Origin of the sequence: Pontibacter amylolyticus, assembly GCF_014638845.1 — a bacterium.
Taxonomy (GTDB): domain Bacteria; phylum Bacteroidota; class Bacteroidia; order Cytophagales; family Hymenobacteraceae; genus Pontibacter; species Pontibacter amylolyticus.
The window spans coordinates 29,989-53,256 of the sequence record NZ_BMFP01000010.1 but is presented as its reverse complement, the minus strand read 5'-3'; the positions used below and the strand labels follow the sequence as shown (position 1 = coordinate 53,256).

Genomic DNA, 23,268 nt, shown 5'->3' with positions numbered 1-23,268 from the left:
AAAGAAAATATATGAAGATAGCTATACTGGGAAAGCCCTTCGACGAAGAATACGGCCCCTTTATCCAGAACCTGTTTGATGAATTGCAACGCCGGAAGGCTGAGCTACTGGTAGTGGAGCACTTCGGTCTTTTTCTGCAGAATCGTATTAAACTGCCGGAGGGTATCACAACCTTTAACCGAGGCGACAGCCTGGCGGGTGTTGACTTTGTGCTGAGTCTGGGCGGGGATGGCACCTTGCTGGATACAGTGACCTATGTCGGGGCGCTTCAGATTCCGATCCTGGGCATCAACACGGGGCGGCTCGGCTTTCTGGCCACCATCGCGCACGACAGCATCAACCTGGCGCTGGATGCTCTTTTCAAGGGCCACTATACCTTCGATGACCGGGCGCTGATCCGCGTGGACTCCGATCTGGAGATCTTTGACGGGATCAACTTTGGGTTAAATGAGTTCAGTTTGCTCAAGGGCGATTCATCATCCATGATAGCCGTGCATGCGTATATAGATGGGGAATATTTGAACACTTACTGGGCCGACGGACTGGTGGTGGCCACCCCCACCGGATCGACGGGCTATTCGCTTAGCTGCGGCGGTCCGCTGGTGCTGCCACAGACCAACAATTTCGTTATTTCACCCGTATGCCCTCACAACCTGAATGTGCGGCCCATGATTGTGTCAGACCGGAGTGTGATCTCCTTTGAGGTGGAGGGGCGTAGCAGTACATACCTTGCCTCCCTCGACTCAAGGTCCGTTCCGGTAGATATGTCAGTTCAGATAGCCGTGCGGCGGGAGAACTTCGTGGCACGACTCGTCAAGCTGCATCATGTAAATTTCCTGACTACGCTACGGGGCAAACTAAACTGGGGTCTTGATAAAAGGACAAATATTTTTAGGTAAATTATATTCGATATTTAATATACATATTTTTATACCAGAAAATTATTTCTATTTTTGTCACAAAGGTTTAGTTTGGATGAATTGTAAGCCTGCGAAAATACGCTTAAAAGAAATTGGTTCGCTATGAAGAAATTTACTACGCTGTTTTTATTATTTACTGTTGTGCTTGTTGCTGTCGGCTTAGAGGCTGAAGCACAGCGCTTTACGAAGCGTAAGCAGTACGCCACGGTGGGCATCCAGCTGGGGGCTTCTAACTACTTCGGCGACCTGGTGCCGCAGCCTAACTTTACGAGTATGCGCATAAAGTCCACGCGTCCGAGCATAGGCATCAATTACACGAAGCGCCACTTCCCGCGTATTTCCTCGCGCGTGGCTTTTAACTGGAACCGTATCGCGGGTGATGACGCCCTGGCGGCGGGTCCTGATGAAGGGGAGAACCTGGGCCGTTACAGACGTAACCTGTCTTTCCGCAACGACATCAAAGAACTAAGCGCCGTAGCCATCATAGACCTTTTCGAAAACCGCCACTACTACCGTCGTCGTCCTGACTTCGTGCCTTATGGTTTTGTTGGCGTGGCGGTATTGCACCACAACCCAAAAGCGTATTACGAAAACGGCTCGCACCCAGGTCTGTCGCCTGACAAGGATATCCCTTCTGGCTGGTACGCGTTGCAGCCGCTTGGTACAGAGGGTCAGTTCGTGGATCATCCGGGAACTGTTAGCGACCCTTACAGCCGCGTGCAGATTGCCATTCCGTTTGGCCTCGGTGTAAGATACAAGCTGGACCGTAACTGGGACTTTAGCTTCGAGGTAGGTTGGAGAGCCACTTTCACCGACTACCTGGATGACGTAAGTACAGCCCACGTAGACAAAGACGTGCTCCTGAGCGATGGCAACCGCGTGGATAACCGCAATGCCTCTGTTATTTTCTCTGACAGAAGCGCTGAGTCAGGGTTCACAAACGACCTGATTACGGAGCCCAACGGCTTCAGCCGCCTGCGCCCTTACGGTACAAGCAACAACCGTACGCGTGGCAACAGCTCTGACAACGACTGGTACATCCAAACCAGCCTGGGTCTTAACTATATCCTGAACCCACGTATAAGAAGACCTAAATTCAGATAATATAACGGAGTATAGCGCGTTGTTCTCCTAAACTCCGAAACAAGTTTACATGACTTTGAATACATTCAGACAGACGCTCCTTATTTGTGTACTACTGCAAATTGGGAGCGTTTTTTTATGCCATACGGCGAAGGCACAGCTGCAGCAGATTAAGCCTGTGACTACCAGTGAGATTGGTGCTGGCATAGGTGGGTTAAATTATGTTGGTGAGATTTCACCCAATTACCGTTTTTTGAATAACCAGCCTGCCATGACGATCTTCTATCGTCATGATATATCTGCTCCCATCACGCTGAAGGCCGCCTTCATGGGCAGTCACCGCATTTTTGAGGACAAAGCATTTAAGGACGAGTCACAGAATCTGCCGCATCATGATTGGCGCGATACGGAGCTGAAACTGAGTATGCTGGAGTTTTCGTTAGGTATAGAATACAATTTTCTCGATTACTACGACGATATCCGGAAGCCACACCGTGTCTCGCCTTATTTCTTTATCGGAGCGGCAGTGCTCAATTTTAATCACCAGCTTACCCGGCAGGGCGATGTGATGGAGCCATTCGACAACAAATTCACCGTTTCAATTCCTTTTGGGGTAGGGGTGAAGTATGCGTTGAGTAAGCACTGGAACTTGGGGCTGGAGTTTGGTCCCCGCTTCATGTTCACGGATAACCTGGACTACCTTCAGGAGAGTGGGTCTGCGCTGTTGGCTGCCGATCTGGGCACTGGCAACTCCAAGGCATATGCCAATCCATTCGATAAAGATATGTACTTCTACAACGGTATCAGCCTCTCTTACACGCTATACCGACTCAATTGCCCGCCTGTTTACAAGCGCAAAGCCGGAATACTAGATTAACCCGCTAAAATTTCATTAAATTATCTTGCTTTTTGTAACTTGCAAGGAAATTGTGGTTTGATGAATTTTAGGGAACAAGTAGATTTAGACAATTTGCCGAGACACATTGCCGTTATCATGGACGGAAATGGGCGTTGGGCAAAGAAACGGGGCGGCCTGCGAATTTTTGGTCATCAGAGTGCTATCACAGCTGTTCGCGAAACAGTAGAGGCCGCAGCAGAGATGGGCGTCGAATACCTTACCCTATACGCCTTCTCAACCGAAAACTGGTCGAGACCGGCCACAGAAGTCTCCGCGCTGATGCAGCTGCTGGTATCTACTATCAGGAAAGAAACGGAAACGCTGAACAAGAATAATATCCGCCTGCAAACGATCGGAAATACGGAAAGCCTGCCGAAAGCATGCCAGAAGGAATTGTTTGAGGCGATGGAGATAACAAAGGGCAACACCCGTATGACGCTGGTGCTGGCCCTGAGCTACAGCGGCCGCTGGGATATTGCGCAAGCCATGCAACGCATTGTGGTTGAAGTGGGTCATGGTACTATAGCGCCAGCTGATATTAATGAGGGCACTATCGCGCAGCACCTTTCTACAGCAGGTATACCAGATCCCGAACTGCTGATCCGAACGAGCGGAGAGCAGCGCATCAGCAATTTCCTGCTTTGGCAGCTGGCTTACACGGAACTGTATATTACGGAGCTACTCTGGCCTGACTTCCGCAAAGAGCACCTCTACGAAGCCATATGTGCCTTCCAGAGAAGAGAACGCCGCTTTGGCAAGACAAGTGAACAACTAACAAAGTGAACATATTAATGACAAGATGCATCTGGGTGCTTGTGTTGCTGCTAATGACAGGCACAGCTTCTGCCCAAGTTCTGAATAATCAAGCACAGAGCAAGCCCGTAGACTACACCCAGCCTCAGCAGTACCGCATCGGCGGGATTGAGTTTACAGGTGTCAAATTTCTCGACCCCGCTTCTCTTATGGCCGTTTCGGGTCTGAAAGTGGGGGATGAGATTACCGTGCCAGGCGAGGACATCAGCCGTGCCATTCAAAAACTGTGGGACCAGGGTATACTCGGGGATGTGGATGTATACGTAACCCGTATCGAGGGGAACCAGATCTTCCTGAACTTCGACCTGAAAGAACGCCCGCGTCTTTCCCGCTTCGAGTTTACAGGTATAAACAAGTCGCAGCAAGATGCTCTGCGCGAAAAGATCAACCTAATCAGAGGGAAGGTAGTAACAGATGCTGTGCTGAACCAGACGCGTGCGGCCATCCGTAAGTATTATGCTGAGAAAAGTTACCTCAATGCAAAGATCAACATTGTGCAGCGCCCTGACTCACTGCTTCCAAACAGTGTGGTGCTGAACATTGACATTGACAGAGGCGACAAAGTAAAAATAGCCGAGATCAACTTTGAAGGCAATGAAGCCTTTACGGACAAAAAACTACGCCGTCAGCTTAAGAAGACGAAAGAGAAGCGCCTCCACAAGATATTCACATCTTCTAAATTCCAACGCTCCGAATACGAGAACGATAAACAACTCCTGCTCGACTTTTACAATTCAGAGGGCTACCGGGATGCGATCATTGTGTCTGATAGTGTGTATAACGTAAGTCCTGACCGTTTAGGAATCCGGATTGTGGTGGATGAAGGCAACCAATACTATTACCGCAACATTACCTGGAATGGAAACTACCTGTACGACGATGACTATCTGACGCGTGTACTGGGCATTAACAAAGGCGATATTTACAACAAGCAGGAGCTGGACAAGCGCCTGAACTACAACCCGACAGGTATAGACGTGTCGGCTCTTTATCAGAATGACGGCTATCTGTTCTTTAACATCGATCCGGTAGAGGTAACGGTAGAGGGTGACTCGATAGACATCGAGATGCGTGTATCGGAAGGTCCGCAGGCGACGATCAGCAAGGTGACCGTGACAGGCAACACCAAAACGAGCGACCACGTGGTGCTCCGCGAGATCCGTACCCTGCCTGGCCAGAAGTACAGCCGCGACGATTTGATTCGCTCCCGTAACGAACTGGCAAACCTGGGCTATTTTGACCCGGAAACAATCGGACTGAACCCGATACCGAACCCGGAAGAAGGAACCGTGGACATTAACTATAGTGTATCGGAGCGTCCGAATGACCAGATCAGCCTTTCAGGAGGTTGGGGTGGTCCGATCGGGGCGGTGGGTACGGTAGGCCTTACGCTGAACAACTTCTCTACCCGCAAGTTACTGAAGTTGTCGGAGTGGCGACCATTGCCTAGCGGCGATGGCCAGCGCCTCTCGCTCAACGTGCAGGCAAACGGTCGCTACTACCAGTCTTACTCTTTCTCGTTCACCGAGCCGTGGCTGGGCGGTCGTAAACGAAACTCACTTACGGCGAGTTTGTTCAAGACCATCCGTCGTGACCCGAGAGCCGATGTGGACAGCCGACTGAATGTAGACGGTGCCGCGCTGAGTTTGGGACGTACTCTAAACTGGCCGGACAACTTCTTCCAGCTGAGTCACTCCCTGAGCTATAACCGCTATACCCTGAAAAACTTCAACCTGTTCGGTGGTGGATTTAACAATGGCGTTTCGAACAGTATATCGTTGAACAACACACTGGCTCGCGTAAGTATTGACAACCCGACTTTCCCAAGAAGAGGTTCCAATATCTCGCTTAGTGTGAACCTGACACCGCCATACTCCCTGTTCTCGGAGCAGCGCAACAACTACGAGTATGTAGAATTCAACAAATGGATGTTCGATGCTTCGTTCTTCATGAACCTGGCAGGAAATTTGGTATTGAACACCCGAGCCCACTTTGGCTTCCTGAATAACTACAGCTCGAAGACAAGCATTGGTCCTTTTGAGCGTTTCAGACTAGGAGGTAACGGTTTGGGCGGTGCTAACATCTTTGTAGGAACCGACTACATTGGTCTGCGTGGCTACGATGAGGAGTCTGTGATCAACAACCCGGACGAGAGCCTTATTAATACTGGTGGCATTGCTTATAATAAGTTTGTATTGGAGGCAAGACAGTTGATCTCTCCTAACCCGGGTGCTACGATCTATGGTCTGGCGTTCCTGGAGGCAGGTAACAGCTTTGGTGCTTATGACCGATACGATCCGTTTAAACTCTACCGCTCAGGTGGTGTGGGTGTGCGTATCTTCATGGCAGCCTTTGGTCTGCTGGGCTTCGACTACGGTTGGAGATTCGACGATGTGCCTGGAAGACCGGAGATGAAGCGTGGCCAGTTCCACTTCATGATCGGGCAGCAGATACGATAAGGAATTAGTATGAAAAAGTTTTTGTTCATCTTTTTAGCCGGATTTTTCCTGACGACTGTTTCACAGGCGCAGAAGTTTGGCTATATTGATTCTAACTTTATCCTGAGCAAGATGCCGGCATACGCCAAAGCGCAGGTAGAGTTGGACAAGCAAAGTGCGGCCTGGCAGAAGGAGATAGAAGGGATGCACCAGGCGGTGGAGAAGATGAAGGAAGACTACAAGGCCGAGGAAGTCCTCCTGACGGAAGAGATGAAAAAGAAGCGGCTGGCCGAAATTACCCGCAAAGAGAATGAAGTGCGGGAATATCAGCGCAAGGTCTTCGGCTTTGAGGGGATGATGTTCAAACGTCGCCAGGATCTGATCAGGCCAATTCAGGACGAGGTTTTTACGGCAGTAGAGAAAGTCGCCAAGGCAAAAGGCCTGCAGACGGTATTTGATAAGTCAGGCGACCTGATCATGATCTACACCAACCCGGTGCACGATTACACAGAGTATGTGTTGGAAGAGTTGGGACTTGCTACCGATAAACAGAATGTGCCAGGCAAACAGCCGGCAGATGCGTTAGTGGATGATCCGGATAGCCTGCCCGAAACAGGTATACAAAACGGAGAGAACCAAACGCAGCAACAGCAGGAAAAGAAAAAAACGCCCCCAACAAAGAAGAAGTCAAACAACTAAACCACAAGAATAACAAATTAACCATCCAATCATGAACAAAATCAAATTTTTAGTAGTAGCGTTTTTCTTTATCAGCTTTGCCTCTTTTGCACAGACAAACGAGCAGGCGACTAAGATAGGATATGCTAACGTGGAAGAGATTCTGAGCAAGATGCCAGAGAGAGCCTCTATGCAAAAGGAATTGGAAGTATATGGTCAGAAACTGCAGGAGCAGTTTGCATCAAAAGAAACAGAGTACAACACGAAGCTGCAGGCTTACCAGAAGGGCGCTTCAACCATGGACAAGGTGGTACGCGAAGACAAAGAGCGTGAACTGATGAACCTGGAGCAGTCTATCCAGAAGTTCCAGTACGATGCTCAGATGTCTATCCGTGAAAAAGAGCAGTCGCTGATCCAGCCAGTGCTTGTAAAGATTGAGAATGCCATCAAAGACGTAGCAAAAGAAAACGGTTACCTTTACATCCTGAGTGAGCAGGCTATTCTGGAAGGTCCTGAAAGTGGCAGCATCAACAACCTGGTGTTCAAGAAACTGGGTGTAGACCCTAACAAGCAGCCAGCAGCAGCACAGCAGGCGCAGCCACAGCAGCAGCAACCTGCCGCCGCCAAGCCAGCAACCACTACTACTCCAGCCAAGAAAAAGAAAAAATAATCAATACTCCTTTGTGAGTTCAGGAAAGCCGATGTTCTATACCTCGGCTTTCTTTTTGTTTATACCTAAATCCAGTACCGTGATTGACTTTGAAGAAGAAGAGCAGGACAGTATAGAAGATTCTGACGAATTATACGAGCACCACCGCATTGTGGTGGACAAGGGGCAGGCGCTGCTACGAATCGATAAGTTCCTGATGGATCGGTTGCCCAATGTGACCCGCAACAAACTGCAGGGTGCTATTCGCTCCGAATCAGTACAGGTGAACCAAAAACCGGTGAAGGTAAGCTATAGGGTAAAGCCCCTTGATGTGATCACCATCACACTAGCCACGCCTCCACGTGATACCGAAATCATTCCGGAGGATATACCGATTAACATCACTTATGAAGATGATGAGTTGCTGATCGTTAACAAAGAGCCAGGTATGGTGGTGCATCCTGGGTTTAATAACTGGTCAGGTACGTTGGTAAATGCACTTACCTATCACTTGCAGCAGCTCCCGACCACCCGCAACGGGGAGGGCCGTCCCGGGCTGGTGCACCGCATTGATAAAGACACCTCTGGTTTATTGGTAATAGCGAAGACAGAGTATAGCATGGCTTTTCTGGCCAAGCAGTTTTTCAAGCATACGATCGAGCGAACTTATTTCGCCCTGGTATGGGGTGTGCCGAAACAGGATGCAGGCACGATTGTAGGCCATGTGGGACGTAGCGCAAAAGACAGGAGAGTGATGACCGTATACCCTGACGGAGCGTTTGGGAAGCATGCCGTTACCCATTACAAAGTACTGCAGAAGTTCAAGTATGTCTCGCTGGTGCAGTGTAACCTGGAGACAGGGCGGACGCACCAGATCAGAGCACATATGAAGTACCTGGGGCATCCGCTCTTCTCGGATGCAACCTACGGAGGGGACAAGATATTACAAGGGATGCCAACAGGCTCTTATAAGACATTTGTAGAGAATGCCTTTAAATTGATGCCGCGTCAGGCCTTGCATGCTAAGTCCCTCGGCTTTGTTCATCCGACTACAAAAGAGTTTATTCAGTTCAACTCTGAACTGCCTGAGGATTTCCGGGCGGTATTAGAAAAGTGGTCGCTTTACGAGAACCAATAAGGTATACATAGTCTACTCAGAGGTATATATACAAAAAGCCCGCTCCTGATGGAGCGGGCTTTTCTATGATCAAGCTTCTAATTAAAATTAGCGCTTCTTTTTAGGAGAATTTGTCTTATTGATCTCAGCCAGGGCAGTTTCTGCCTGGGTGTTGGTTGGGTCTAGCGTTTTCACTTCTGTCCAGTACTTGATCGCGTTGTCACGCTCGCCTTTCAGATAGTAATAGTAACCCAGATAAGTATTAGCCTCGATCAACTCTTTTTTATACTTCTCAGTCTCAGTGTTGGTCAACTTGATAAACTCTTCGTAGTGCGGCTTAGCCAAACCCTTTTCTGTTTCAGGGTCCAGGTTAGCCTGCGCCCGGGCTCTCCAAAGGTGTGCATAAGCATAGGTAGGGTTAGCGTCCGTGATCTTCTTGTAAGTCTCGTCGGCTTTCTCAAACTGCTCTGCCATCATGTAGGCATTACCCAGGTGGAAGTAGTCGGTATTGGAAGCACCAAGTTTCTCCTGCTTTCTGTTGTAAACCTCTACTGCTTTGTCAAACTGCTTTTCACGGGCGTACATGTTTGCCAGGTCATAGTAAAGCTCCGGTTTAGTTGGCTCCAGCGCTATGGCTTTCTCCAGGTTCTCAACAGCTTTCGCAGGCTGGTTGTTTCTTGCCAGAATTCTGCCATAGTACTCATAGTCACTTGCAATCAGGCTGTTCTGGTCTACCTTACTCAGGTAATTCTCCATCGCCTTAAGGGCCTCTTCCGGCTTGCCGAGCTCCAGGTATGAGTAAGCCAACAGACGGTTCATCGTCTTGTTCTCAGGGTCAGACTTTAGAACTTCCTGTACTTCGCGCAGTGTGCCTTCATAGTCCTTTGTCAGGAACAGGAAAGAGGCATACTTGGCACGTGTAGCAGGGGTATTCTCTGACATATCTACAAACTTCTTGAATGTAGAAAGTGCCAGGTCGTATTGGCCCGCAAAGTAATAAAGCTCGCCCAGGTCGCTGTAAGCAGGTGCGAAATTCGGATCAAGTTCGATCGCTTTCTTGTAAGCCTCTTCTGCTTCGTTGTAGTTACGTGAACTGGTATAAAGCTGTCCTCTTTTCAGGTGAGCCTTTGGCGACTTGTCGTTAATGCGGATTGCATTGTCGTAGCTGGTCATAGCCTGACCACCGTTGCCTAGTTTCAGGTAGGCATCACCCATCAGCAGGTAAGCCTCAGCATTGTTCTTATCACGCTCTACAGCCTGCTTCAGGTATTCGATCGCCTTGTTGTAGTCCTGCTCCGTTGCTTCAGGAGCCATCAGATAGGCCTCTCCAATGCTTGCCAGTACAAAAGCGTCCTTCTTGCCACGCTTCATCGCATCGGCAAAGTGCTTCTCGGCACCAGCACGGTTGCCTTTGGCCATCTCTACTTTACCCAGTCCTACCATGTTGATGGCAGACTTTGAGTTTTTCGCCAGACCCTGATTAAAGTAGTAGGCGGCTGAGTCCGGATTTTCAGAACGCAGGTATACATCACCCAGTCCAAAATAAGCGTTGTCAGCGTTTTTGTTGTTCAACTGAGATTTATAAATAGACTTAGCCTCCTGATAGCGTCCCTGTTCTGCCGCTTTGCGACCCTGATCGCCAGACTGCGCAAACGCCGCTGCTGTAGGGAACATGGCAGCTACCAGTAAAGCATATTTCCAGTTATTTGTCATTGTTAGTTTAATTTAGGTTGTGTTATTATTGTTTGTTGTAGTCCTTAATCTTGTTTGAATTTACTCGGTCTGTTGTTAAAACCTACTATACGGACAGGCATCGTGGCAGGCACCAGGCCAGACTTCAATATGATACGTTGCCCACGGTCACTTGCAACGTAAGCTGCAAAACCTGTGCCAAGACCTGCACGGCCCTCAGTACTAATGATATACCAGAATCTTCGGAGCGGATAATCGCCTTGTGCAATGTATGCCTGATACGGTTGAAAGTAGCTGTCCGTTGTTATCGGGTTGTCTTCCGTGCTGATACCCACCACTTTAATTTGTTTCAGGAAATTAACCGAAGTTGTGTCATCCCGATCGCTCACCCAGTTGACACCGATCACTCCAATCGCGTTCTCGTTTTTGGCCACATAATCTATAAGGGCCGGGTGAGAGTTACTGGCGGTGGCTGTAGGAGGCAACGGCTTGCCCGCTGTCAGGGTGTCGCGCATGTACCTGGCCGTGCTGGAGTTATTGTTGTCAAACACAAGGGCAATATCCCGTAAGCCGCTCTCAGGATTTATTTGCTTCCAACTGGTTATCTTCCCTGAAAAGATGTCACGCAGCTGGTTCATGGTCAGGAGCGTATCCTGGTTTTTGTTGTTCACAATTAATGCAACGGCATCAATGGCGATTCTGGTATACCTGGGCGTAATCTTTCTCTGGTCAAAGACCGCTTTTTCCTGGTCAGTCAGCTGGCGGGACACAATCGCAATGCGGGTGCTGTCATCGAGCAGGTCCTTGAACACCTGACCTTCTGCCTTGTAAGCAGCATTTATGTCGGCGTATCTGTAGATGCCTTCAAAGGCATGTACCTGGCTTTCTATAATAGGTTGAAGTGTTTCATCCACCCGGATACCGATGGTACCCGTTGTGGAGGTGTCACGTTCCGTCTTGGGATCGCTGTTACAGGCTGCCAGTGCCACCACCGCGAGCACCAGGTACACCTTGGCTGCTTTAATCATCTTGTCTGTCTCTCCTTGATTTGGAATTAACCTGATACGCTCTGATAAATCTTATGAGGCCATAGAGGATGAGTATCCCACCAAAAATTGTTCTTGCCTGTTCTGACATATTCAGGTTGTACTTCTCCGTATCCATCAGGAGCAAAAACACCCCAGCCGCTACGTAAATCAATGTCATCAGCATGCCGAAATAGCGTGCGAATTTATTGAATGCAGTAACGGATGTTCTCTCGTCTCCTCTCCTTGGTCGTAACATGTTCAGGTTTGCCTATATATGTAGGCCTAAATTTAAGGTTTATACTTTAAAAATTAAAGCAGAAGCCATGCTATGTGTAGTTTAGCTTCTGCTTTATACTTTATATTGTTACTTATCGTTGCAAGTTGAATCGTATTGGTAAAGTATAGCGGACTGCAACCGGTTTTCCGTTTTGCCTGCCCGGCGACCAGTCAGGCAAACTTTGAATAACGCGCAGGGCTTCTTCGTCTGTTCCATAGCCCAGCCCCTTCAGTACGGTTGCGTCGGTTACCTTGCCGTTCCTGTTTACCACAAAACTCACAATAACCATTCCTTCTATCTGCTCTGTGATAGCCTGTCTCGGATAGCGGATTTTTTTGCTGATGTGTCGCATCAAGGCAGCTTCTCCTCCCTCAAATGTTGGCATCTCCTCTGCAAAATCGAAGATGTTATTGATTTCGCTGTTCCCTGTGCCAGGGGTGCCTTCATTTCCCCCGCCCTCCAGACCTGTCAGATTCGGATTGCTCAGTAATTCCCCGTCTATATTCTGAGTCCCGATGATAGCTCCTGCCATTTCCTGCTGGGTAGGAGGGGCTTCGTCTGGGCCTTGATGAGAGTCAGGCACTACTCTGGTTGTGGGGTTTCTTACTGTTTTGATCTGTTCTTGGGTAACAGGTATAGCTGCCTGCTGTTTTGGTTCAGGGGCGTCTTCAGGTGGAGGTGGCAGTATCAATTCCTCAATCACTACGCGGCCATCGTCCTTTGCAGGTGTTTCTATAGTCGCAATACTTTTTTCCTGCACAGGCATTAATAAGGGCCAGCCTAGCCCTACTGCGAACAAGCTTGTTGCAATTAGTGCCCCTGCCATCATGTGCTTACTATAGTCTTTCCTTAGTTCATAAGCTCCGTAGGACTTGTTTCGGGCGGCAAAAACTACATTGTTGAAGGTCATGTCGAATAAATAGCTCTCTTTCATGGCGCATAGATTTTAGAAGTGAGGCAGTTTTACCTGCATTTTCTTATTGGATGCACCACGTGCTCTTATTCCACAAGCCCATTTAATATTTTTAATATACGACCATCCGTATGGAGACTCTCATTGCCTCAGCCAGGGTATAGCATACTGCAACAGGTATAGCTGTATGCAATAGGTATACCTGTTGCAGTATGCTATAAATAAAAAAGGCCCTCGCGTGAGGGCCTTTTTTATTGGTATAGAATAAGATTTACTTAATGGCAAATCGTACTGGCAAGGTATAGCGAACTGGTACTGATCTACCGTTCTGCTTTCCTGGAGACCACTTCGGCATTGTTTTCACAACGCGTACAGCTTCTTCGTCAGTACCAGAGCCAAGGCTCTTCACAACCTCAATTTCTGAGATCTCACCTGTGCGACTTACTACGAACGAAAGGACTACCAGGCCTTCTACGCCGGCACGCTGGGCAGCAGCTGGGTAGCGGATGTTCTTGCCCAAATACTTCATCATTTCGCTTTCACCACCTGGGAATTCAGGCATCTGCTCAACGTAAGTATATGGCTTTTCTTCTACTACTTCTGCAACTACGTCGCTTGTACCGTCGATGTCACCCAGATCAAGTGGAGCACCTTTAACACCTTCAACCGTTTTGGTTCCGATGTCTACGTCCTCCAGTTCTGATTGATCCGGCACTTTTTCCTCTTCCTGTACTTCTGCGTCACGCTTCACAACCGGAGGCGTGAACTTCACCTGTGCACGTACTGGTGGCGGCGGTGGCGGAAGATCTGGCGGCGGCGGTGGCGGCGGCGGCGGTGTTGCTTCATCCAGTGGCGGCGGCGGAGCCAGGTCTACTTCTGTTACAATACGGTCAACCACTTGTGCTTCCTCCTGGTCTCCCTTGATCATTTTTGTAATCAAAGGGATGCTAAGGAAAAGGAAGAACAATGCAATTGCTACAGTTGCGGCAATTGTGATATGCTTATTGTAAATTTTGCGAAGTAGGTAGGCACCGTATGCTCGGTTTCGTCCTTCAAAGACGATGTCATCGAGCGATGCATTTTCTAACTTACTTACTTCCATATCTTAATTCCCAATTTGTTCTTGTACCAACTTTTTGTCTGATTCGCCGATTTCTACCATCGCAAACCTCTTGGTATCCGTTATTTTCAACTCGTCCAAGATATCTACCATGTTCTTGTAGCGAGAACTTTCCATTGGCTTCACCATCACTGTCATCATATCGTTCGATTTTACTCTAGACGATAACAGAACCTGGCGGATACCGTTTGCGGCGTAGCTTGACTCCTCAATCTCCGGATTGTCCTCTGCCAAACCAAAGTAGTAGTATAGATCGTCGTCAGGGCCAAGTATAATCGTCATGGCGTTACTGGCTTTCAATGCTATCTGCTCCTCCTCGTTCTCGACCTTCTTTGGCATGTTGATTTCCATCGTCTGCGGCTTATTGAAGGTTGTGGTAAGCATGAAGAACGTAATCAGAAGGGCGGCAAGGTCTACCAGCGGTGTCATGTCAATTTTGGTCGACTGGCGTTTGGCGCGTTTTTTCCCGCCTTTGCCGCCAGAGTCGGCCTGTTGTTGCATTTCTGCCATTTTCTTATCTCCTTTCTAATTATTAGTTCGTAGGCTTCATCTCCATGTCCGTAATGAGGTTGAACCTGTCTACTTTCTTCTCCTGTAGAATGTCCATTACTCTCTTCACTGTCGGATAGCTCACGTCCTGGTCACCTTTGATGGCAATTACCACCTTAGGGTTCGTGAGACGTGTCTGCAATACCCAGTCGCCAAGCTCATTACGTGTTGAATCAATCGGAATCCCCGGCTGGTTTACCTCCTTACGATCATTTGACTCCATTGCTAGGTAACCTTTCAGTTGATTAATTGGCACCCCGAAGTTACTTAGGAGGGAGAATGTTTTTCTCTCCTCTTCGGTAAAGCCAATATTATAGTTCTTAGCAATTCTGTCAAGCAATACTTCCTTTGTATGCTGCCCGTCTACCCCAAAGAACACACGGTCATTTTTATCAACCGTAATAGTGATTACGTTAGTGTCCGGGATCTTGATTTCTGAAGCAGATGAAGGAGTGTCTACTATAACAGCCTCGTCAGGACGGGCTGTTGCAGTCAGCATAAAGAAAGTAACCAGCAAGAAGAATAAGTCCACCATTGGCGTCATGTCCAACGAGGGGGCCGTTCTTTTTACTTTTACTTTAGGCATCTTATCTGGTTAAATACGGTTTAACTTATACAGTGTGTGGTCTTGCAGCTGGTGTTTCGTGCTGAGACGTGAAAGTAGACACCATGCTAAAGCCTGCCTCGTCGATGCCGTAAGTAAGCTCGTCGATTTTGCTTGTAAAGTAGTTGTAAGCGATGATCGCGATTGTAGAACCAGTAATACCAAGGGCTGTGTTGATAAGGGCCTCAGAGATACCGTTTGCAAGCGCTACGGAGTCAGGAGCACCTGAAGTTGCAAGAGCCGAGAAGGCCTTGATCATACCAAGTACCGTACCGATCAAACCAACCAGTGTAGAGATAGAGGCGATAGTAGAGATAACTACCAGGTTTTTCTCCAGCATTGGAAGTTCCAGTGAAGTAGACTCTTCGATTTCTTTCTGGATAGCGGCCACTTTCTCTGCTTTCAACAGTTCCGGCTCGTTCTGCATTTCCTTGTACTTCAGTAAACCTGCTTTTACTACGTTAGCAACAGATCCTTTCTGAGCATCGCAGGCAGCAATTGCACCATTGATGTCGTTTTGCTTCAATTTAGCAGAGATGATGCGCACGAATTGAGCAACGCCTCCTTTACCTTTTGCCTTGCTGATTGTAAGGGCACGCTCAATTGCGAAGATGAATACCAACAGGTTAAGCGTTAGCAAAATTGGTACTACCCAACCACCTTTGTAAACGATTCCAAGGTAATTGCCTGGAAGTGGGTGGTTATTCGGGTCGTTGCCTTCGAAGTTAGCAGGGGCACCGAAAACGAACATATAGATAAGCACACATGCTATCAGCGCAATCGGAATAACAATGCTCGCAAATACGCCGCCAATCGGGCTCGGCTTTTTTTCTACATTAGCATCTTTGCTCACTACTGCAGTCTTTTTTTCCATTTTGTTTAAAAGTTTAAAGTTTAGCTGTTTGTGTTGTAATTAAAAATGATTGTGTAATATGAAAATGTAATTGTTTCGGATTTAGTTCTTCTTTGGTTTTGCAATTTCTGCTTTTTCCGCAATTTTCAAACGATATAGCGCTTTTAATTTTGAAAAAACTCGCCTGAATGCCCTAAAGGCAGTCCAAATTTAACTTTCTATCGCCGCTACCAATGGCAAATATTGCGGGTTTACAAATATATTTTATTTTAAATTCTTATCCAAAGTTTAAACTTTGGATATCCTGTTATCCTTGGCTTAAGCTTTTCGTACGCTCTGCTAGTCAGTTACTTGTGTCTGCCAACCCATTTCTTGCCGGTAGATTAAACAACGGTAAACTCCTGCTGTAATGCTGTATTGATGCAGACAGTATAGAGCTTCCTGTAATAGTAATAAATCAGACCGGAGAATATTATGATAAGAAGAAAGCGTTCAAACTAGCAGTTGACAAAATAATTAAACCCTAATAAGTTTGTTTGAATCGGGCTTGGGAACGGATTGAATCATAAATATAAAGCATGTTTGCTAAATATGTATGCATGCTTATCTGTTTTTTGCCTGATTCCAGTAAATATCCATTTCTTTTAAGGACAAATCCTGTAGTCGTTTGCCGTCTTTAGACGCTTCTTCCTCCATATACTGAAACCGGTCTATAAATTTCAGGTTGGTTTTCTCAAGTGCTTCTTCTGGGTTAATGTCAATAAAGCGGGCAAAGTTTATGAGCGAAAAAAGCAGATCTCCAAATTCGCCGGTCGCTTTCTGATGGTCAATCGACTGGACATCCACTATGTTGAACTCAGACTCGAACTCGTTCAGCTCCTCCTGCACTTTCTTCCATACCTCAGACTTATCATCCCAGTCAAAGCCTGCACCCCGGGCCTTCTCCTGTATCCGCATGGCTTTCACCAAAGCCGGGAGTGAGGTTGGTACGCCGCCAAGCACAGACTTGTTGCCTTCTTTCAATTTCAGACGCTCCCAGTTCTGCTTTACCTCCTCCTCGGTATTGGCAGTGACATTCCCATAAATATGCGGATGTCTGAAAATGAGCTTTTCACAAAGGGAGTTGAGGACATCGGCTATATCAAAAGTCTTTTGCTCGGAAGCGATCTTGGCATAGAACACCATGTGTAGCATAATGTCGCCAATTTCCTTCTTGATCTCCTGCATGTCCTGCCGGATTATGGCGTCGGACAATTCATAGGTTTCTTCAATGGTCAGATGGCGCAGGCTCTCAATGGTCTGCTTTCTGTCCCAAGGGCACTTCTCGCGTAGCTCATCCATCACGTCCAGCAAACGGTCAAAGGCCTGCAGCTGGCGTCCGCGCGGACTGTCTTCAAATTTTTGCGTGTTATTCATAAACACAAAGATAATAAAATCATCTGGGGCGGTGTTGTATGGGAAAACGGTGCAGTACTACATCGCATGGATGCTTTTAAATATTAGATGCACTGAGCAGCTAAATTCCATAAACTGCTAAACCTTAATTCTAAATTATTACTTTTGCAGCTGAAAAAAATATTCTCGCAGTGGCTTTAATAAAATCAATTTCAGGAATCAGAGGTACGATTGGAGGAAGGGCAGGTGAAGCACTTACTCCTGTGGATGTGGTGAAGTTTGCCGCCGCTTACGGTACCTGGGTGTTGCAGACTACTGGCAACAATACCATTATAGTGGGTCGCGACGCCCGCCTGTCCGGTGACATGGTGAACAAGCTGGTTTGCGCTACCCTGCAGGGCTTAGGTATAAACGTGGTCGATCTGGGGCTGTCAACAACGCCTACGGTAGAGATGGCGGTGCCTGACTACAAGGCTGGTGGCGGCATCATCCTGACGGCAAGCCATAACCCCAAGCAATGGAACGCACTCAAGTTGCTCAACCACAAAGGTGAGTTCATTTCTGACGCAGAAGGCAAACTGGTACTGGAGTTGGCAGACAAGGAAGCGTTTGAGTTTGCGCAGGTGAATGATCTGGGGAATTACCAGCGTGACGACGAAGCGCTGCAAAAGCACATTGATACTATCTTGGCATTGCCCCTTGTGGATGTAAACGCCATCAAAGAAAAAGACTTCAGCGTAGCCATCGACTGTGTCAACTCTTCCGGAGGTATAGCCATACCGATGCTGCTCGAAGCGCTGGGAGTAAATAAAGTAGAGAAACTGTTCTGCGAGCCGGACGGGAACTTCCCGCACAACCCGGAGCCACTACCGGAGAACCTGCGCGAGATTGCGCGCGTGATCGAGAAAGGCAAGTTCGACTTAGGTATAGTAGTAGACCCCGATGTGGACCGCCTGGCGCTGATCAACGAAGACGGCAGCATGTTTGGGGAGGAGTATACCCTGGTAGCCGTGGCCGATTATGTACTTAAAAATCAGGTGGGCAACACGGTTTCGAACCTTTCCTCGACCAGAGCACTGCGTGACGTAACCGAGAAAGCCGGAGGCCAGTACTTTGCTGCTGCCGTAGGCGAGGTGAACGTGGTGAACATGATGAAGGCAGAGAATGCCATCATCGGCGGCGAAGGCAATGGCGGCATTATTTACCCGGAGCTGCATTACGGTCGCGACGCCCTGGTAGGTATAGCCCTGTTTTTGACGCACCTGGCCAAGTCAGGTATGAGCATGACGCGCCTGCGTGCCAGCTACCCGAATTACCATATCTCTAAAAATAAGATTGAGCTGACGCCTGATGTGGACGTGGACGAGGTGCTGCGCCAGATGCAGGAGCGCTACGCCAAGCAGCCGATCAATACAATCGACGGTGTGAAGATCGAGTTTGACAAGGAATGGGTGCACCTGCGCAAGTCCAATACAGAGCCGATTATCCGCATTTATGCAGAGTCGGAGAGCAACGCGACTGCCGACCATCTGGCCAATAAGATTATTGCTGACATCAAAGAGATCATCTCTGCCAAAGCATAATGTGTTGTTGCTGTAGCATATTTTTTAACTAGCAATTGGAGGTTGCGCCAAAGGAGGAAACATGTTTTTCTCCGCTGGCGCAACTTTTTTTTATACTTTAGTAGTTCGTTTAAGAGAATCCAATACAAAATATCATGCGTGTTTATTTAGATAATGCAGCTACCACTCCTCTGGACAAAGAGGTTTTTGATGCCATGGCCCCTTTTATGCTGGAGCATTTCGGCAACCCTTCTTCCATCCATTCCCATGGGCGCGAGGTGAGGTCTGCCATCGAAAAAGCCCGTCGCACGGTCGCTACGCTGCTAAACACGTCGCCTGCAGAGGTATTCTTTACCTCTGGCGGCACCGAGGCCGATAACGCCGCTATTGTCTGTACCTGCCGTTCGCTGGGTATAAAGCACGCCATCACCACCAAACTGGAGCACCATGCCGTGCTGCACACCATGGAAATGCTGGAAAAGCAGGGCGACGTGCAGCTGAGCTACCTGCGCCACGACGAACGCGGCAACCTGGATCTGGAGCACCTGGAGGAGCTGTTGGCAAAACAACCACGCACGATCGTTTCGATCATGCACGCCAACAACGAGATCGGTACCCTCAACGATATTGAGAAGATCGGGGAGATATGTAGAAAGTATGACGCCATTTTCCATTCTGACACAGTGCAGACCATGGGCCACTACAAGCACGATGTGCAGCAGATCGGGGCAAATTTCCTGGTAGGTTCAGCGCATAAATTCCACGGCCCAAAGGGCGTTGGCTTCCTGTACTGCGATGCAGAGACCAAGATTCAACCCCTGATTCAGGGTGGTTCGCAGGAGCGCAACATGCGAGGTGGCACGGAAAACGTGTACGGTATTATTGGGCTGGCCAAAGCGCTGGAGATCGCATACCGCGATATGGCCGAGCACCAGAAGCACATGCAAAGCCTGAAAGACCGCATGATCTATAAACTGCGTGAGCAGATGGAGGATGTGAGCTTCAATGGCATGTCGGAGTTTGGTGACAAGAGTCTATACACTGTGCTCAACGTAAGCCTGCCGGCTTCTGACATCAACGAAATGCTGCTTTTCAGTCTGGATATTGCCAAGATTTCGGCCTCGGGCGGAAGTGCGTGCAGCAGCGGCGCCAATTCAGGTTCGCATGTGTTGCGTGCGTTAGGCGTAGACCCAAGCCGCGGCTCTGTTCGCTTCTCTTTCAGCAAGTATAACACGGAGGCCGAGATCGACTACGTGGCCGAAACCCTTGCCAAAATGTATAAAAAAGAGCTGGCCTAGGTATAGGCGCGCTCTATTGAAATTATAAAAAGGCTTCAGCAGGAATGTTGGAGCCTTTCTTTATCAATCACAACAGAATAAATTTAATCAATGAGAAGCATAGGCGTTTTTTGTGGAGCCAATACGGGTATGAACCCAGTGTATAGTGAAGCTTCTGCACAGCTAGGTGATCTGATGGCGAGACAAGGTATAAAGCTGGTGTACGGTGGAGGCAATGTGGGCTTGATGGGCGTGATAGCTGACGCCGTGCTGGCTGGAGGAGGTATAGGGATAGGCGTTATTCCACAGAGTCTGGTAGACAGGGAAGTAGCGCATAGAGGATTGAAGGAACTGATCGTTGTGGAGACGATGCACGAGCGGAAAGCCATTATGGCGGCCCGGTCCGACGCGTTCATTGCCATGCCCGGCGGCTTTGGCACCTTCGACGAGATTTGCGAGATCATTACCTGGAACCAACTCGGTATCATCAAAAAGCCTGTAGCCTTTTACAACATCAACGGTTACTGGGACAAGTTCTTCGAGATGATCGACCATACGGTAAGCGAAGGCTTCGTGAAGCTAGACCATCGTGAAAACCTGATTGTGGAAAGTAACCCGGAGGTGCTGCTTCAGAAAATCCGAGAATATTCAGATACCACTTCCGATTACTGGGTCGATTTTAAGAGGATCTGATTGTTGATTGCTGTTTGTTGATTGTTGAGCAGTTGCGATTTAATGGTTAAGCCTGCTCGTAGGTATAGATCGTGGCAGTTCCGTTAAGTAATTGCAGCTCGGTAATGTCCGTCTTTGTGCTTTTTCGGGTCTGCAATCCGGGGCTATACCTGCAGCGACTACCAGCGGAGCAGCACCCGAGCTTAAAAAGCTTAAGCTAACGACATCGATCTGCGACCTCTTTGTGTTGGACACAGGTATAGCAAAGTAGGAAGCGCGGCTAAAATTAGGATAACTTCCGTTGGGCTGAGATTTTAATAAACCCGAAGCGCCGTTGCAAAGTCTTGCAGCGGCGCTTCGGGTTTATACCTGTGAAGTCATTTTCAAATCTTCACATCTCCAAATTTTCAAATTTCAAGATCGGACTAATGCTCCAGCACCATATTCTTCACGGCCTCTACCCACATCGGGTTAGAGTTCAAGCTCTCTACAAGTTGCCATTTCTCACCGCCGGCGTGCTCAAACATCTCCTTGAATTCTTCACCTACCTCAATGGTGGTCTCCAGACAATCCGCAACAAAAGCCGGGCTATACGCCAGCACCTTTTTGATACCTTTCCCGGGGAGCGTCTTCAGTACCTCGTCGGTGTAGGGCTGCAGCCACGGGTCTTTTAAAAGCCTGGACTGGAACGTGACCGTGTACTGGTCTTCACGCAGGCCCAGCTTCTCGGCCAGCATTCTGGAGGTGACAAAGCAGGATGCGCGGTAGCAGTACTTATTGCGCTTGTTGTAGCTGTTACAGCAGTCACCCAGCTGGCAATAGCCTTTGTCGCTGCCTTTGAGTACCTGGCGCTCTGGAAGGCCGTGGTAGCTGAAGATGACATGATCATAATCGTCCTGCGCCATGTGTTGCTTGCCCAGCTCCGCAAAAGCGTTGATAAAGCCCGGATCGTCGCAGAAAGAGGAAATGAAGTTGATGCTAGGTATAACCCACCATTCCTTTACGATCTCCATCACTTTGTCTTGTACAGAACCTGTTGAGGCGGCAGCATACTGCGGGAACAGCGGAAGCACGATGATCCGATCCACGCTCTTTTCCCGAAGCTCTTCCAGGGCGCTGGCAATGCTCGGGCTCTGGTAACGCATACCAAAAGCCACGTGATAGCCGGAGCCCAGCGCTTCTTGCAGTTTTTTCTGGAGGTCTAATCCGTGATAAAGTAGCGGAGAGCCGCGCTCTGTCCAGAGTTGCTTGTATACCTTGGCAGATTTTGGTGCTCGGAATGGAGCGATGATGCCATTAACCAGAGCGTAGCGCCCAACGGGGTTTATATCGATTACGCGAGGGTCCAGCAGGAATTCGCGCAGGTATTTTCTTACGTCAGGAGTGTTAGGCGTATCCGGTGTGCCGAGGTTAACTAGCAAAACGCCAATCTTACCTGTTTTTTTCTTGCTCATCTATAACAAATAATGCTGTTGCCTTACAAAGATACGAAGTATAACGAGTTAGTTATGATCGATAGTTTCTATGCCCTGATAGAGGGCGCAGGGTATAAAGCTAAAAGGAGGCGGAAATGTTTGAAAGTACGCGCCAGGACCTCGCCGTGTCTTTAGACCCGCGAGCGTCTCACCCATCGGCCGTGGCCAAACAGGTATAGGTATTAGTATAGGTATAGATCGCAACCTGACCCCAATCGTGCTCAAACAACAATTAACCATTTAGCAATTCACTCAATCACTCATCCACTTAATCGCTCATTCAAAATTTCTAAATCCACACATTTTCACCGTGTTTCGTAAAAAAAGGAGTAATTTTGCATCCTTAAATTTTAGTGTATGTCCGAAAATCCGCACAAAGCCGGTTTTGTCAGTATAGTGGGGAAGCCCAATGTGGGTAAATCTACGCTTATGAACGCCCTGGTGGGGGAGAAGCTGTCTATTATCACGTCCAAAGCGCAAACTACCCGCCACCGCATCATGGGCATCCTGAACGGCGATGATTTCCAGATCGTGTACTCCGACACGCCGGGTATCATCAAGCCGCAATATGCTTTGCACGAGTCGATGATGAGTTTTGTGCGCACCTCGCTGGAGGATGCAGACATCATCCTGTTTGTGACGGACATCTACGAAAAGCACGACGAGGACGATGTGATCAAGCGCCTGCAGCACGCCAATGTGCCGATCCTGCTGCTCATCAACAAAATTGACCAGGCCACCGAGGAGGAAGTGAACGAGAAAGTAGCCTACTGGCAGGAGAAGATGAACCCGACCGAGATCCATCCGATTTCGGCTTTGCATAATTTCGGAGTAGAGCAATTGTTCGCCCGTTTGCTGGCGTTGTTGCCCGAGCACCCGGCTTTTTATCCGAAAGATGAACTGACTGACAAGCCGGAGCGTTTCTTTGTGTCTGAGATCATCCGCGAGAAGATCCTACTCAACTACAAAAAGGAAATTCCCTACAGCTGCGAGGTGGTGGTAGAGGAGTTTAAGGAAGAAGAGGACATCATCCGCATCCGGGCCGAGATCAGCGTGGAGCGCAAGAGCCAGAAGGGCATTGTGATCGGCCACAAAGGTGAGGCGCTGAAAAAAGTAGGCACACAGGCCCGTGTGGATATGGAGCAGTTTTTCCAGAAAAAGATATTTCTTGATTTATACGTGCGCGTGAACGAGAACTGGCGAACCGACCAGAAGCTGCTACGCCGATTCGGCTACAGCAGCGAGTAGCGCACTA

21 protein-coding genes are annotated in these 23,268 nt (G+C 48.4%); 12 read left to right on the top strand and 9 right to left on the bottom strand.

The window, feature by feature from the left end; all coding sequences use genetic code 11:
• Nucleotides 1-11: 11 nt before the first annotated feature.
• From IEV97_RS19415 to IEV97_RS19380, 8 genes are all read left to right on the top strand, one after another.
• Complete coding sequence (locus tag IEV97_RS19415; RefSeq protein ID WP_188503155.1) at nt 12-899, top strand: NAD kinase; 888 nt, start codon at nt 12-14, stop codon at nt 897-899.
• Nucleotides 900-1,022: 123 nt separating this feature from the next.
• Nucleotides 1,023-2,024 (top strand): DUF6089 family protein, encoded by a 1,002-nt coding sequence (locus IEV97_RS19410; RefSeq protein ID WP_188503154.1) that lies wholly within the window; start codon nt 1,023-1,025, stop codon nt 2,022-2,024.
• 49 nt (nt 2,025-2,073) lie between these two features.
• Entirely contained in the window at nt 2,074-2,880 is an 807-nt protein-coding gene (gene porG / locus IEV97_RS19405) for a type IX secretion system protein PorG (RefSeq protein ID WP_188503153.1), read from the top strand.
• A 60-nt stretch (nt 2,881-2,940) separates the two neighbouring features.
• Complete coding sequence (gene uppS / locus IEV97_RS19400) at nt 2,941-3,684, top strand: undecaprenyl pyrophosphate synthase (RefSeq protein ID WP_188503152.1); 744 nt, start codon at nt 2,941-2,943, stop codon at nt 3,682-3,684.
• 8 nt (nt 3,685-3,692) lie between these two features.
• Entirely contained in the window at nt 3,693-6,173 is a 2,481-nt protein-coding gene (gene bamA / locus IEV97_RS19395) for an outer membrane protein assembly factor BamA (RefSeq protein ID WP_188503151.1), read from the top strand.
• Nucleotides 6,174-6,182: 9 nt separating this feature from the next.
• The gene (locus IEV97_RS19390; RefSeq protein ID WP_188503150.1) at nt 6,183-6,851 is read left to right on the top strand and encodes an OmpH/Skp family outer membrane protein; all 669 of its coding nucleotides are present in this window, start codon (nt 6,183-6,185) and stop codon (nt 6,849-6,851) included.
• Between the two features lie 31 nt (nt 6,852-6,882).
• Nucleotides 6,883-7,500 carry an OmpH/Skp family outer membrane protein gene (locus IEV97_RS19385; protein ID WP_188503149.1) on the top strand — a complete coding sequence of 206 codons (618 nt, stop codon included), beginning with the start codon at nt 6,883-6,885 and terminating at the stop codon, nt 7,498-7,500.
• Nucleotides 7,501-7,531: 31 nt separating this feature from the next.
• Entirely contained in the window at nt 7,532-8,617 is a 1,086-nt protein-coding gene (locus IEV97_RS19380) for an RluA family pseudouridine synthase (RefSeq protein WP_229734055.1), read from the top strand.
• 87 nt (nt 8,618-8,704) lie between these two features.
• Here the strand turns inward: IEV97_RS19380 and IEV97_RS19375 are convergent, their stop codons facing one another.
• From IEV97_RS19375 to mazG, 8 genes are all read right to left on the bottom strand, one after another.
• The gene (locus IEV97_RS19375) at nt 8,705-10,309 is read right to left on the bottom strand and encodes a tetratricopeptide repeat protein (RefSeq protein WP_188503148.1); all 1,605 of its coding nucleotides are present in this window, start codon (nt 10,307-10,309) and stop codon (nt 8,705-8,707) included.
• A 44-nt stretch (nt 10,310-10,353) separates the two neighbouring features.
• Nucleotides 10,354-11,316 (bottom strand): PstS family phosphate ABC transporter substrate-binding protein, encoded by a 963-nt coding sequence (locus tag IEV97_RS19370; protein WP_188503147.1) that lies wholly within the window; start codon nt 11,314-11,316, stop codon nt 10,354-10,356.
• A gap of 368 nt (nt 11,317-11,684) precedes the next feature.
• Nucleotides 11,685-12,527 (bottom strand): energy transducer TonB, encoded by an 843-nt coding sequence (locus IEV97_RS19365; RefSeq protein ID WP_188503146.1) that lies wholly within the window; start codon nt 12,525-12,527, stop codon nt 11,685-11,687.
• Between the two features lie 250 nt (nt 12,528-12,777).
• Entirely contained in the window at nt 12,778-13,608 is an 831-nt protein-coding gene (locus tag IEV97_RS19360) for an energy transducer TonB (RefSeq protein WP_188503145.1), read from the bottom strand.
• 3 nt (nt 13,609-13,611) lie between these two features.
• Nucleotides 13,612-14,136, bottom strand: coding sequence for an ExbD/TolR family protein (locus IEV97_RS19355; protein ID WP_188503144.1), 525 nt, complete (start codon nt 14,134-14,136; stop codon nt 13,612-13,614).
• A 22-nt stretch (nt 14,137-14,158) separates the two neighbouring features.
• Nucleotides 14,159-14,761, bottom strand: a complete 603-nt coding sequence (locus IEV97_RS19350; protein WP_188503143.1) for an ExbD/TolR family protein — start codon at nt 14,759-14,761, stop codon at nt 14,159-14,161.
• 25 nt (nt 14,762-14,786) lie between these two features.
• The gene (locus IEV97_RS19345; RefSeq protein WP_188503142.1) at nt 14,787-15,653 is read right to left on the bottom strand and encodes a MotA/TolQ/ExbB proton channel family protein; all 867 of its coding nucleotides are present in this window, start codon (nt 15,651-15,653) and stop codon (nt 14,787-14,789) included.
• Between the two features lie 582 nt (nt 15,654-16,235).
• Complete coding sequence (gene mazG, locus IEV97_RS19340) at nt 16,236-17,048, bottom strand: nucleoside triphosphate pyrophosphohydrolase (RefSeq protein ID WP_188503141.1); 813 nt, start codon at nt 17,046-17,048, stop codon at nt 16,236-16,238.
• A gap of 170 nt (nt 17,049-17,218) precedes the next feature.
• Between mazG and glmM the strand changes: the two genes are divergently transcribed.
• The 3 genes from glmM to IEV97_RS19325 all read left to right on the top strand — a co-directional run bounded on the left by glmM (nt 17,219) and on the right by IEV97_RS19325 (nt 20,559).
• Nucleotides 17,219-18,610: a phosphoglucosamine mutase gene (gene glmM, locus IEV97_RS19335; protein ID WP_188503140.1), complete on the top strand. Its 1,392-nt coding sequence runs from the start codon at nt 17,219-17,221 to the stop codon at nt 18,608-18,610.
• 134 nt (nt 18,611-18,744) lie between these two features.
• Nucleotides 18,745-19,887, top strand: coding sequence for a cysteine desulfurase family protein (locus IEV97_RS19330; protein WP_188503139.1), 1,143 nt, complete (start codon nt 18,745-18,747; stop codon nt 19,885-19,887).
• Nucleotides 19,888-19,977: 90 nt separating this feature from the next.
• Nucleotides 19,978-20,559, top strand: coding sequence for a TIGR00730 family Rossman fold protein (locus tag IEV97_RS19325; protein WP_188503138.1), 582 nt, complete (start codon nt 19,978-19,980; stop codon nt 20,557-20,559).
• A gap of 404 nt (nt 20,560-20,963) precedes the next feature.
• On the opposite strand, the gene hemH is transcribed toward IEV97_RS19325, so the two are convergent.
• On the bottom strand, nt 20,964-21,992 hold the full coding sequence (gene hemH / locus IEV97_RS19320; protein WP_188503137.1) for a ferrochelatase: 1,029 nt from the start codon (nt 21,990-21,992) through the stop codon (nt 20,964-20,966).
• Between the two features lie 378 nt (nt 21,993-22,370).
• Here hemH and era point away from each other — a divergent pair, with 378 nt between their 5' ends.
• The gene (gene era / locus IEV97_RS19315) at nt 22,371-23,261 is read left to right on the top strand and encodes a GTPase Era (RefSeq protein ID WP_101447233.1); all 891 of its coding nucleotides are present in this window, start codon (nt 22,371-22,373) and stop codon (nt 23,259-23,261) included.
• Nucleotides 23,262-23,268 lie beyond the last annotated feature (7 nt).

Excerpts from the sequence above, each read along its gene's own strand:
- IEV97_RS19415 (WP_188503155.1), top strand. The coding sequence starts at position 12 with ATGAAGATAGCTATACTGGGAAAGCCCTTCGACGAAGAATACGGCCCC.
- IEV97_RS19410 (WP_188503154.1), top strand. The coding sequence starts at position 1,023 with ATGAAGAAATTTACTACGCTGTTTTTATTATTTACTGTTGTGCTTGTT.
- porG (WP_188503153.1), top strand. The coding sequence starts at position 2,074 with ATGACTTTGAATACATTCAGACAGACGCTCCTTATTTGTGTACTACTG.
- uppS (WP_188503152.1), top strand. The coding sequence starts at position 2,941 with ATGAATTTTAGGGAACAAGTAGATTTAGACAATTTGCCGAGACACATT.
- bamA (WP_188503151.1), top strand. The coding sequence starts at position 3,693 with ATGACAAGATGCATCTGGGTGCTTGTGTTGCTGCTAATGACAGGCACA.
- IEV97_RS19390 (WP_188503150.1), top strand. The coding sequence starts at position 6,183 with ATGAAAAAGTTTTTGTTCATCTTTTTAGCCGGATTTTTCCTGACGACT.
- IEV97_RS19385 (WP_188503149.1), top strand. The coding sequence starts at position 6,883 with ATGAACAAAATCAAATTTTTAGTAGTAGCGTTTTTCTTTATCAGCTTT.
- IEV97_RS19380 (WP_229734055.1), top strand. The coding sequence starts at position 7,532 with ATGTTCTATACCTCGGCTTTCTTTTTGTTTATACCTAAATCCAGTACC.
- IEV97_RS19375 (WP_188503148.1), bottom strand. The coding sequence starts at position 10,309 with ATGACAAATAACTGGAAATATGCTTTACTGGTAGCTGCCATGTTCCCT.
- IEV97_RS19370 (WP_188503147.1), bottom strand. The coding sequence starts at position 11,316 with ATGATTAAAGCAGCCAAGGTGTACCTGGTGCTCGCGGTGGTGGCACTG.
- IEV97_RS19365 (WP_188503146.1), bottom strand. The coding sequence starts at position 12,527 with ATGAAAGAGAGCTATTTATTCGACATGACCTTCAACAATGTAGTTTTT.
- IEV97_RS19360 (WP_188503145.1), bottom strand. The coding sequence starts at position 13,608 with ATGGAAGTAAGTAAGTTAGAAAATGCATCGCTCGATGACATCGTCTTT.
- IEV97_RS19355 (WP_188503144.1), bottom strand. The coding sequence starts at position 14,136 with ATGGCAGAAATGCAACAACAGGCCGACTCTGGCGGCAAAGGCGGGAAA.
- IEV97_RS19350 (WP_188503143.1), bottom strand. The coding sequence starts at position 14,761 with ATGCCTAAAGTAAAAGTAAAAAGAACGGCCCCCTCGTTGGACATGACG.
- IEV97_RS19345 (WP_188503142.1), bottom strand. The coding sequence starts at position 15,653 with ATGGAAAAAAAGACTGCAGTAGTGAGCAAAGATGCTAATGTAGAAAAA.
- mazG (WP_188503141.1), bottom strand. The coding sequence starts at position 17,048 with ATGAATAACACGCAAAAATTTGAAGACAGTCCGCGCGGACGCCAGCTG.
- IEV97_RS19330 (WP_188503139.1), top strand. The coding sequence starts at position 18,745 with ATGCGTGTTTATTTAGATAATGCAGCTACCACTCCTCTGGACAAAGAG.
- IEV97_RS19325 (WP_188503138.1), top strand. The coding sequence starts at position 19,978 with ATGAGAAGCATAGGCGTTTTTTGTGGAGCCAATACGGGTATGAACCCA.
- hemH (WP_188503137.1), bottom strand. The coding sequence starts at position 21,992 with ATGAGCAAGAAAAAAACAGGTAAGATTGGCGTTTTGCTAGTTAACCTC.
- era (WP_101447233.1), top strand. The coding sequence starts at position 22,371 with ATGTCCGAAAATCCGCACAAAGCCGGTTTTGTCAGTATAGTGGGGAAG.